Annotated in this window: 1 protein-coding gene; it reads left to right on the forward strand. The window is 65.7% G+C overall.

Annotated features, from left to right (window positions below):
* A partial coding sequence (locus ACYVTD_RS15175) for an aconitase family protein (protein WP_461248543.1) occupies window positions 1-673 on the forward strand: 673 nt, incomplete at both ends.

Raw genomic sequence — 673 nt, forward strand, 5'->3', positions numbered from 1 at the left:
GATCCAGCCCGGCGCCTATGCCACCCTGCCGTACACCTCGCGCGTGCTGGCCGAGAACCTGGTGCGCCGCTGCGATCCGGCCACGCTCGGCGATTCGCTGAAGCAGCTGATCGAGCGCCGCCGCGACCTCGATTTCCCGTGGTTCCCTGCACGTGTTGTGTGCCACGACATCCTCGGCCAGACCGCGCTGGTCGATCTGGCCGGCCTGCGTGATGCGATCGCCGACAAGGGCGGTGACCCGGCCAAGGTGAATCCGGTGGTGCCGGTGCAGCTGATCGTCGATCACTCGCTGGCAGTGGAGTGCGGTGGTTTCGATCCGCAGGCGTTCGAGAAGAACCGCGCCATCGAAGATCGCCGCAACGAAGACCGATTCCACTTCATCGACTGGACCAAGCTGGCGTTCGAGAACGTGGACGTGATTCCGCCGGGCAACGGCATCATGCACCAGATCAACCTGGAGAAGATGTCGCCGGTGGTCTACGTGCAGGACGGCGTGGCCTTCCCGGATACCTGCGTGGGTACCGACAGCCATACCCCGCACGTGGATGCGCTGGGCGTGATCGCGATTGGTGTTGGCGGACTGGAAGCCGAGAACGTGATGCTGGGCCGTGCCTCGTGGATGCGCCTGCCGGATATCATCGGCGTCGAGCTGACCGGCAGGCCGCAGCCGGGC

It is taken from the genome of Treponema sp. R6D11 (assembly GCF_054786075.1).